Here is an 8,766-nt window from a genome sequence, read left to right on the forward strand (position 1 = left end):
CTACCCGCCGAACGTGACTCCGGTCAGTTCCTCCGACGCATCCCAGAGCTTCTCCGCGAGGCCGAGGTCGCTGGCGAGCGCCGACCTTCCGGCGAGCGCGGGATGGCCACGCATCTCGCGGAAGCGGTCGGGGCCGACGTACGAGCCGCCGGGCAGGTCCTGGCTCGCCGCGAAGAGCATCGGCCAGGCGCCGGCCTCGGCCGACTGGGCGATCACCTTGTTGCCGACGCTGCCCGCCGCGTCGAACACGGCGTTGCCGGTCCGAGTCTGCAGATTCGTCGCCGAGTAGCCGGGATGCGCGGCCATCGACCGCACGGCCGAGCCCGACCGCGACAGTCGCCGCTGGAGTTCGAGCGAGAACAACAGGTTCGCCAGCTTCGACTGGCCGTATGCGCCGCCGCGGTTGTAGCTGCGACGCTCCCAGTTCAGATCCGTGAGGTCGATCGCGCCCGTCCGGTGCATGATCGACGACATCGTGACCACGCGGTCGCGGACGTGCGGGAGCAGCAGATTCGTCAGCGCGAAGTGCCCCAGATGGTTGGTGCCGAACTGCGTCTCGAAACCGTCCCTGGTCCGCCCCTCCGGGACGTTCATGATGCCGGCGTTGTTGACGAGGACGTCGATGTCGCCGGACCAGTCGTCGGCGAACTGCCGGACCGATGCCAGGTCCGCGAGATCGAGTCGGCGGACCTCGGTGTCACCCGGCACCCCGGCCGCCGCAGCCTCGCCTCGGTCGGTGTCGCGCACGGCGAGCACGACGCGTGCGGCGGCTCCGCCGAATCGCTTGGCAGCGGCGAGCCCGAGACCGCTGTTGGCCCCGGTGACGACCACGGTGCGATCGGCGAACGACGGAAGGTCCGCGGCTGTCCACTTGTACTGATCATTCGACATGCAGCCAGTCCTACCAGCCGCGCGGGCAACGCGCAGTCAGTCGCTCTCGGTGCCACCCATCAGCCGCGCGTAGATGCCGCGGTCGGTCCGCGGTCCGCCCGGGGTGTCCGCGCCGTAGCGCTCGATCTCCGCCTGCAGATCCAGCGGCCGCGTCGGCGGCACCCCGGGCACCAGTTCGTCGGCGACGAACTCGTCGGGCACCAGCCAGGTCACCTCGAACTCGATGCCGTCGGGGTCGACGCCGTAGAGCGCCTTCGTCGCCGCATGGTTCGCCGCACCGGTCAGTGCCCGCGCCGCCGACATCCGTTCGCCGACGGCCGCCATGTCGCGCAGGGTCTCGACCTCCCAAGCCAGGTGGTACAGCCCGACCGCCCCGCCCGCGGGCTTGGCCGACGACGCCCGGAAGAGCCCGAGGTCGTGGTCGTTCGCTGAGTTGGCCCCGCGCAGGAACGCCGCCCCCGGGAAGTCGACCGGCAGCTTCTCGAACCCGAGGACCTCCGTGTAGAAGGCGACGCTGCGTTCGACGTCGGCCACATACAGCACGGCGTGATTCAGGCTTCGTACAGACATCAGGGGACCTTCCAAGCGGGCACTTACTAATCAGAAGTTACAAGACGCGGCCCGCGCGACAGTAGCGCGGCCCGTCGGCATCATCGACGATCGTTGGGGCCTCGATACTGTGTACATACCGACTCTCACGTCTCGGAGGCCGACATGACTCAGCGAATCCTCGTCACCATGCCCGACGACACCGCCGAACGACTACGTGCCGCCATCCCGAAAGGCGAGGTCAGCGGCTTCGTCGTCGCGCAGGTCGAGCGCGGCCTGCGCGAACGCGAACTCCGATCCATGGACGACGCGGTCGCCGACATCGTCGACAACGACAAGGCGTTGCTCGATCGGCTGGGGAACGTACATTGATCTGGTGCCCCGAGATCGCGGACATCTTCCTCGTCTATCGAGCGGTGTACGGTGCCGATCCCGAAGTGCGCGACGGCGGACTGCTTCAGAGCAGCATTCAACGTCCCGCCGTGACCCTCTTCGGAGAAGAGCAGTATCCGACCCTTCACCGCAAAGCAGCGGCACTGTTCGACTCGCTGTGCCGCAACCACGCCCTCGTCGACGGCAACAAGCGGTGCGCCTGGATCGCTGTGCGACTCATCTACTTCCGTAACGCCGGCCATCGCTGGCTACTCGGCGACGACGCCGCCTACGACCTCGTCATCCGCGCGTGCTCCGAGCACGTGGCGCTCGACGACCTCGAAGCGGCACTCCGCCGGGGCTTCGGATAGACGAGAATGTTCCCTCTCCGCGAATAGCGGACTCGCCCGAACCCGCCGTGTTCCATCACCTGCGGCCGTTGACCGAATCCGTGGAATCGGACTCGTTCAGCGATATCTCACGTGCGTCGGGGTTGCGAGGTGCCAAACCGTCCGGTCCGAAGGTGCGGCGATACGGTCCTCGACTCGTTCCGGGAACTGTGGAGCCCCCGGATCCTCACGCACGTGAATGACTGGGACGTGCGTCTGGCGAGAGTGGAAGGATCCTTCGTCTGGCACTCTCATCCCGACACAGACGAGTTGTTCATCGTCCTCGACGGCTCCCTCGACATCCAGCTCCGCGAGACCGGCGAAGAGGCCACGGCCGTGCACCTCGAGCGACACGACGTCTTCGTCGTCCCACGGGGACCGAGCACTGCTCACGGTCGCCGCACGGCGCAACGATCATGCTGTTCGAGCCGACCGGAATGTTGAACACCGGGGACTACGACGGTGAGGTTCCCCGAGCACATCACCTCGACGACCGGTGCACCTGCTTGAGTCGCCTGTTCTCGAGAACTGCGGTCGTGGCGGGGTCGGTCAGTCGAGCCACTGACGTGTGTACACGTCCTGCCAGCGGACATGAATGCGATCACCCACGCTCGCAGCGATGTCTGAGCCGAGGGCGAGGGTGAGGGTCTCGCGTACCGCCGCTCGCACCCGCTCGGCTTCGGCGTGCAGATCATCGCCGTATCGCGCGATCAGGCCGATCATGACGCCGGTCACTTGATCCGCATCGCCGTCGACCTGCGCGCGCACCACGAGACGGCCCGTCGCGGTCCGGACCCGAGTGGCGAGAAGCTGCTTCACGACCCGGTCGTTGATCCGGATGCGCACGTCGTCCGTCGCGAGTTCACGACCGGGGCGGCGGAGCGCGGGTACGGCACCGGCAACACGGGCGATCAACCGCGCGACGTCACCGGACGGCGCGTCGAGGCGACGGCTGGCCTCCACCAGCCATGCGTCGGTCGGCTCCTCGCCGACGGTGCTCGAGCTCATGTCCGCGCCCTCCTCTCTGATCCGTTGACGCTTCGCCGGTCTCGGTCCGGCGGGCCGTCGCCATCCGACATCGTGGCGAGTGTCTCAGCCGGTGCCGGGTCCGGAGCCCCCGGTCTCCACGGTGCCAGCCGCGTGGACAGGTAACTCCGGCTTCGCTGCAGATGACCGCGAACCGACCCGTTGCTGATCCTCAGCGCCTGTCCGATCTCGGCCATCTTCAGCCCTTCGACCTCTTTCAGCCACCAGACGGCTCGTGAGGTCTGCGGAAGACTCGCGAGTTCAGCGCGCAGCGCGTCGACCAACTCCGACTTCTCCACCGATTCGCTGGGAAGCGGCTGCGCTGAGGCGAGATCCGCGAATGTCTCGTCGGCCGACGGGACTTCGTGCGTACGCCGGTAGTGATCGACGGCCTTGCGGTGCGCGATGCCAAGGGCCCAGGTGCGCACCTTGCTATGGAAGCCGAAGTCCGGCAAGCCTTTCCACACGGCGAGAAGAGTCTCCTGCACCAGGTCCTCAGCAACCGCCGGATCGTCGACCATTCTGCGCATGAAACGCAGGACGACCGGGGCCAACCGGCCGACCAGAACGTCGAAGGCCTCTGGATCACCCGCGGCGGCGGCAGCGGCCAACTCCTCGTCGGTGAACCCGTCGAGGCCTGCCCAGCCATCACCGATGGTGTGATTCAGATCACTCACCGCTTCGCGTGCAACTTTCAGTCGAACTGCGACTGACTATATACAGCTCCTGACTCGCAGGGGCGCGCGTGGAAGGGACCAGCATGAGCGAACAGACCATCGCGACATCGACCGCTTCGGCAGCCGCAGACGAGTCATCGCCTGCGGCGGGCAAGGACGTCGAACTGGTGCGGAAGTCCGGGCCGCAGACTGGCGGAAGCCTCGGGACCACGTCGATCGCAGACATCGTCGTCGCGAAGATCGCGGGCATCGCCGCGCGTGAGATCGACGGGGTCTACGACCTCGGCGGCACCACGGAACGGGCGGTCGGCAAAGTTCGCGAGGTACTCCCGGGAACGACGGCCGACGTGACGCAGGGCATCGACGTCGAGGTCGGCGAGCGTCAGGCCGCAGTCGATGTCTCGATCATCGCGGAGTTCGGTGTGGCGATCCACCAGCTGGCCGGCGCGATCCGTCGGAATGTCATCAACGCGATCGAGCAGATGACCGGCCTCGACGTCACAGAGGTGAATGTGACGGTCCTCGACGTGCATTTCGAGGATGATCTGCAGGATTCCGGCGAGCCTCGGGTCCAGTGATGGGAGACGCTCCGACCGACCAGGCCGAAGGCGGGTCGTCGGCCAAGGATGTCGCGGAAGCTGTGCTAGCCGTGCCGGGCGTGGCAGCACTCGACAGCGGGCCGTTCGGCGCGGTCGCGACCTACCTTCCCGGCGAACGTGTGAACGGCGTGCGGATCTCACCCGAAGACGCGTCCGTGCACATCGTCGTCGATCTGCGCTACGACCTTCGGCGGGTGGCCGACACCGCGGCCGCCGCGGCGGCTGACGTCCTGGGACGCCCGTTCGTCGTCGTGATCGAGGACGTGACGACTGAACCATCGGCTCCCGGCACTGAACACGAGAGGACTGCGGAATGAGTAGGACTGCAACGATCGGCCTCCTGGCCGGCCTGCTGCTCGCACTGGCGGCCACCACCGGAGGGATCGGAGGTTTGATCCTGGCAATCGTCCTCGGCACCGTCGGCCTCCTAGCCGGACTCCAGGTCGACGGAAGCATCGACGTCCGCGCCATCGTGCGCAGCCGCAGCCGTGGCTGATGCAGTCGGACCCTCGGCGCCGGTCGATGGTCCGGGTCGTCTTGCCGTGGCCGACGTCGTGTTCGAGAAGATCGCTCTGCGGGCGGCGTTGAGCGTGCGCGGGGTCGTCGCCCGCGACGCCTCGGTGACGGGAGCGCTGGGTGCGCTCGTGAACGGTGAGACCACCGTCGGACTGGACTATCCGCGCGCACGGGTGGAGAGCGCCGGAGGATTCGCGCATGTCGTCGACGTCGCGTTGGCCGTCGCGTGGCCGTCGCCGATCACTGATGTCTGCAAGCGTGTACGCCGCCGTGTCGGCGATGAACTCGAACAGCTCACCGGAGGACGCCCGGTACGGGTGAACGTCACCGTCGCCGCGGTGATTCCGGGTGCGACTGCGGCGCTGAAGAAGAACGGTTTCGTCGAGCTACCCGAGCCGGACGATGCCGCTCGCTACCCCGGAATCGAAAGTAGGTGATCCGATGACCGAACCGGCACTGCGTGACGTCGTCGCGCAAGATATTGCGGACACCCCGGTGCGAGAGCCGGTCGCGTTTCCAGGGGCGGCGATCGCGGGCGGCGTGCTCGGCGTGGCGTTGCTCGTCCTGTCAGGCCTGCTGGTGCGCGACGTGCTCGTGGTCACCGGACTCGTCGGCGGAGACACCTGGACGCATCACCTCGTGGTGGAACTGAGCGCACAGACGTGGAGCGGATGGATGTGGTCCATTCCGATTCTGTGCGCACTGGTCGGTCTGGGCCTCCTGTGGCTGGCGATCAAGCCACGTCGTCGGACTCACCTGAGCGTCGACGGATATCAGGTGGCGTGGACGCGTCCGGTGGACGTTGCTCGCAGTGCCAGCGCCGCGGCCCTCAAGGTACCGAACGTACGACGCGCGGTGACCTCGGTCGGACGCAAGCGCATCCGAGTGACGGTCACCGCTGCCGGTCCTGTCGATCGCGAGCGGATCGCGAGGGCGGCCGCGGACGCTGTCGCTCGCGTCTGCGCGGGTAGGCCGGTCGTGGTCAAGGTGCGGGACCCGAGAAGGGAGAACCGCGGATGAACCGCAGCGCGTCTGTCTTGCACCGGCTGTCGATCGGGGTCGTCGGAGTTGTGCTCGTCGCAGTGGCCGTCGCAGTGATTCTGTACCAGGTCTCCGTCGAGCCGGTGGCCGGTTGGATATCGCGCATCGACACCCGCCAGCTCACCGAAACGGTCGGAAAGGGCTGGTTCGGCGCAGTCCTGGCGCTGGTCGCGGTGCTTGCGGCGTACTGGGGCTGGCGGCTCATCAGAACGACGATCGCGCCCCACAGGCCCGAGCAGTTCCTGCTCGATGCAAGTGAGACCGAAGGCGCCCTGACGATCTCGCTGAAGCAAGTCGCACAAGCCATCGAGGAACACCTCGCGACGCAGACGGGGCTTCGGCGTGTACGAGCGCAGGCGCTCGACGACCGGGGGCAGAACATCATCCGCATCACCGTCGACGCCCGCCCCGACCGGTCGTACGACGAGATCGTCGGAGCACTCGCACCGACTGTCGAAGACCTCCGAACGGCATTCGCCGGATCGGACATACACGTCCAGGCGTTTGTGCACCTGGACGCACTGGAATGACAACACGGGAGGCACATCGCCATGGCAATGGAAGACAAGATCAGCAATGAGGTCGAGGATCTCAAGGGCAAGGCCAAGGAGACCGGCGGTTCGCTGACCGGGGACGACGACCTCAAGAACGAGGGCAAGGCCGATCAGGCCTCAGCCGCGGTCAAGAAGGGCATCGAAGAAGTGAAGGATGCCGTGACCACCGTGAAGGACAAGCTGACCGGAGATCGCTGACCGCGTGACGGCGCCCCGGAGCCGAACGGCTCCGGGGCGCTTCGTGCTTCGGTGGGGTGCCAGACGGGACATTCGAATCCTGGTCGGTGTCAGCTGTTGCTCGAGATCGTCTCCGGCGCAGTGATATTCGAGGCCCGCCACCGAGACCGCGCATACCAGTTCATTCCGCCGGTCCAAACCAGGACTCGGTGCGCGGACAGATGACGGCTGTAGGTCACACGGTTCGTGCGAGACCATCGATGATCACGGACATATCCGTTCCGTACAGGATAGGGCTGATCAAGAGGGGCCACTCGCGTGACCGGCCGCGTCGGAGAGGGTGCGTAAGTGTTGCTGGTGGTCCGTGCGCTGACGTGACTCGAATAGCGCTCACGTCGGTGATGGTGACCACCGTCTCCTGTGATCGGGAGGTGTCAAGCCACGCGATGCCTTTGCTCACTTCCGCTCGAATTCCGTCATCGGACACCGTGAGCCGGAGTGGCCCACCCCGCTGCCACGCCATATTGATCAGTCCGGCCAGGCAGAACATCGAGAACAGGCTTGCGGGGACCCACTCCCGTGGACTGGCGGGGAGTTCGGCCGCCCCGTTGACCAGGGCGAGAGACCCGATGTAGACGCCCCACAGGACGCCGATTGTGCCACCGAGGCGTAGGCCCCGAAAGATCCAGGGCGGTGACTGGAGAACGCGCTGCCCCTGTAGCTCCTGCCATTGTGCCTCCCGGCCGGCAGCGGGGATCACTGTGTGCACTAACATGCTCGCGGACACGATTCCCAATGCGAGTAGGACACCGAAGCCCGGTGAACGCATAGCGTCGGAACCAAGGCTCGCGCTCAGCACCATTGCCAGGACGACGCCCAGCACAGAAGCTGCCATAACGAACACTCGCAGGCTGGTAAGGCGCCTCTGGGCTGCCGCAATCTCCGCGTCTGAGGGTGTCGTGACGATCATCTGCCGTCTCGGTGTATCAGGGGTGTTCACGCGCTACTTCCATGCGTTCTGAATCCCGACGGTGGTCAGCCGGCTGACTACCGCAGATGTGGCCATGAGCAACGGTTGCTGCGGATCCGACGACGATGCCTCCACCTTCTGACACTGCCGCTTCCGAGACAGGACTCGGTACAAGCGTTTCGGGCCGTGCGCGTCGATGTCGAGATGCAGCGGAGATTAGCAGCGCTACCCCCGGAAGTCTGACAGAACATGCGTGCCTCGATGAGTCGTGTCAATTTTGATTCTCCATGTGGTCGGCCATCCAAGTCACTTTCGGCGAACATTTGGCGTAGATCGATCTCTTGCGGCGCCCATGCAGCGGCAACCCCTCTGCTCTGACGACCGAGCATCGCCTCACACAAGTCAGCATGTCGCACATATGCCAAGTGCCATAACGCCAATCGGAGAAAGACTCATAGACAACTGCACAAGCCGGTGCTTTGTCCACGCTATCTTGCTCATCTCCACGAGCTGTTTCGACAGTACCGGAAGAAGAGTCGGGCCCTCGAGCCGATCCTGAACGGCTTCGGGCGTCAGGTGCCGCAGGTGTCCGAAATAGACAAAGTTGTCCGGCGCCTCAACCTCGAGGTTGGAGGCCCGTAGCCGGGGACGCACAACCCAGGCCGCACATAGGACGCTAGCTACTAAGAGGAGGATGCCAACGACGTACCAGACTACGGCCCAGCCCCCAAGGTCATGGAGCACCCGCCCCTCGCCCGACAGCGTGATAACTCCCACGAGGAGCGCGGTCTCAATTGTCAGTGCAAATGGCGCCTTCGTATCGGAGATATTGTCAAGACCTGTGGATGAGGTTGTTTCAGGCGGCCTCCTCTTGCGATGTTGATGGGGTGTCGGATTCGACGAGTTTGCCTTTCTCGAAGGTCTTGCCGGCTCGGACGAGGGCGACGACGTGGGGTGCGTTGAAGCGCCCTGGGTTCCGTTCCGAGTCTCAGCAAGGAGAATCGG

15 protein-coding genes are annotated in these 8,766 nt (G+C 65.7%); 10 read left to right on the forward strand and 5 right to left on the reverse strand.

Going from position 1 to position 8,766, the window contains the following annotated elements; all coding sequences use genetic code 11:
- Entirely contained in the window at window positions 1–891 is an 891-nt protein-coding gene (locus SCNU_RS11870; protein ID WP_009679621.1) for an oxidoreductase, read from the reverse strand.
- A 36-nt stretch (window positions 892–927) separates the two neighbouring features.
- Window positions 928–1,461, reverse strand: coding sequence for a VOC family protein (locus tag SCNU_RS11875; RefSeq protein ID WP_040518280.1), 534 nt, complete (start codon window positions 1,459–1,461; stop codon window positions 928–930).
- Between the two features lie 144 nt (window positions 1,462–1,605).
- Here SCNU_RS11875 and SCNU_RS11880 point away from each other — a divergent pair, with 144 nt between their 5' ends.
- The 3 genes from SCNU_RS11880 to SCNU_RS20845 all read left to right on the forward strand — a co-directional run bounded on the left by SCNU_RS11880 (window position 1,606) and on the right by SCNU_RS20845 (window position 2,645).
- Entirely contained in the window at window positions 1,606–1,812 is a 207-nt protein-coding gene (locus SCNU_RS11880; RefSeq protein WP_009679623.1) for a hypothetical protein, read from the forward strand.
- Window positions 1,809–2,183, forward strand: a complete 375-nt coding sequence (locus SCNU_RS11885; RefSeq protein ID WP_009679624.1) for a type II toxin-antitoxin system death-on-curing family toxin — start codon at window positions 1,809–1,811, stop codon at window positions 2,181–2,183. Before SCNU_RS11880 ends, SCNU_RS11885 begins: the two co-directional genes overlap by 4 nt.
- Window positions 2,184–2,426: 243 nt before the next feature.
- A complete protein-coding gene (locus SCNU_RS20845) occupies window positions 2,427–2,645 on the forward strand; it encodes a cupin domain-containing protein (RefSeq protein WP_238526435.1) in 219 nt (72 codons plus the stop codon).
- A 105-nt stretch (window positions 2,646–2,750) separates the two neighbouring features.
- Here the strand turns inward: SCNU_RS20845 and SCNU_RS11895 are convergent, their stop codons facing one another.
- Window positions 2,751–3,209, reverse strand: coding sequence for a hypothetical protein (locus SCNU_RS11895; protein WP_009679626.1), 459 nt, complete (start codon window positions 3,207–3,209; stop codon window positions 2,751–2,753).
- Window positions 3,206–3,904: an RNA polymerase sigma factor gene (locus SCNU_RS11900; protein ID WP_009679627.1), complete on the reverse strand. Its 699-nt coding sequence runs from the start codon at window positions 3,902–3,904 to the stop codon at window positions 3,206–3,208. Before SCNU_RS11900 ends, SCNU_RS11895 begins: the two co-directional genes overlap by 4 nt.
- An 83-nt stretch (window positions 3,905–3,987) precedes the next feature.
- Here SCNU_RS11900 and SCNU_RS11905 point away from each other — a divergent pair, with 83 nt between their 5' ends.
- Genes SCNU_RS11905 through SCNU_RS11935 form a run of 7 tightly spaced genes read left to right on the forward strand, consistent with a single transcriptional unit; the run spans window position 3,988 to window position 6,812 of the window.
- Window positions 3,988–4,482 carry an Asp23/Gls24 family envelope stress response protein gene (locus SCNU_RS11905; RefSeq protein WP_009679628.1) on the forward strand — a complete coding sequence of 165 codons (495 nt, stop codon included), beginning with the start codon at window positions 3,988–3,990 and terminating at the stop codon, window positions 4,480–4,482.
- Window positions 4,482–4,820: a hypothetical protein gene (locus SCNU_RS11910; protein WP_040518283.1), complete on the forward strand. Its 339-nt coding sequence runs from the start codon at window positions 4,482–4,484 to the stop codon at window positions 4,818–4,820. The genes SCNU_RS11905 and SCNU_RS11910 overlap by 1 nt, the downstream gene beginning before the upstream one ends.
- Entirely contained in the window at window positions 4,817–4,999 is a 183-nt protein-coding gene (locus SCNU_RS11915; protein WP_009679630.1) for a hypothetical protein, read from the forward strand. Before SCNU_RS11910 ends, SCNU_RS11915 begins: the two co-directional genes overlap by 4 nt.
- A 46-nt stretch (window positions 5,000–5,045) precedes the next feature.
- The gene (locus SCNU_RS11920; protein ID WP_009679631.1) at window positions 5,046–5,456 is read left to right on the forward strand and encodes an Asp23/Gls24 family envelope stress response protein; all 411 of its coding nucleotides are present in this window, start codon (window positions 5,046–5,048) and stop codon (window positions 5,454–5,456) included.
- Between the two features lie 4 nt (window positions 5,457–5,460).
- Window positions 5,461–6,039: an Asp23/Gls24 family envelope stress response protein gene (locus tag SCNU_RS11925; protein ID WP_009679632.1), complete on the forward strand. Its 579-nt coding sequence runs from the start codon at window positions 5,461–5,463 to the stop codon at window positions 6,037–6,039.
- Window positions 6,036–6,590, forward strand: coding sequence for a hypothetical protein (locus SCNU_RS11930; protein WP_009679633.1), 555 nt, complete (start codon window positions 6,036–6,038; stop codon window positions 6,588–6,590). Before SCNU_RS11925 ends, SCNU_RS11930 begins: the two co-directional genes overlap by 4 nt.
- 21 nt (window positions 6,591–6,611) lie before the next feature.
- Window positions 6,612–6,812: a CsbD family protein gene (locus tag SCNU_RS11935; protein WP_009679634.1), complete on the forward strand. Its 201-nt coding sequence runs from the start codon at window positions 6,612–6,614 to the stop codon at window positions 6,810–6,812.
- 1,351 nt (window positions 6,813–8,163) lie between these two features.
- Here SCNU_RS11935 and SCNU_RS20850 read toward each other — a convergent pair.
- Window positions 8,164–8,589 (reverse strand): Pycsar system effector family protein, encoded by a 426-nt coding sequence (locus SCNU_RS20850; RefSeq protein WP_464367272.1) that lies wholly within the window; start codon window positions 8,587–8,589, stop codon window positions 8,164–8,166.
- Between the last annotated feature and the right edge of the window lie 177 nt (window positions 8,590–8,766).

The sequence above is a fragment of the Gordonia neofelifaecis NRRL B-59395 genome (assembly GCF_000192435.1).
GTDB classification, from domain to species: Bacteria; Actinomycetota; Actinomycetes; order Mycobacteriales; family Mycobacteriaceae; genus Gordonia; species Gordonia neofelifaecis.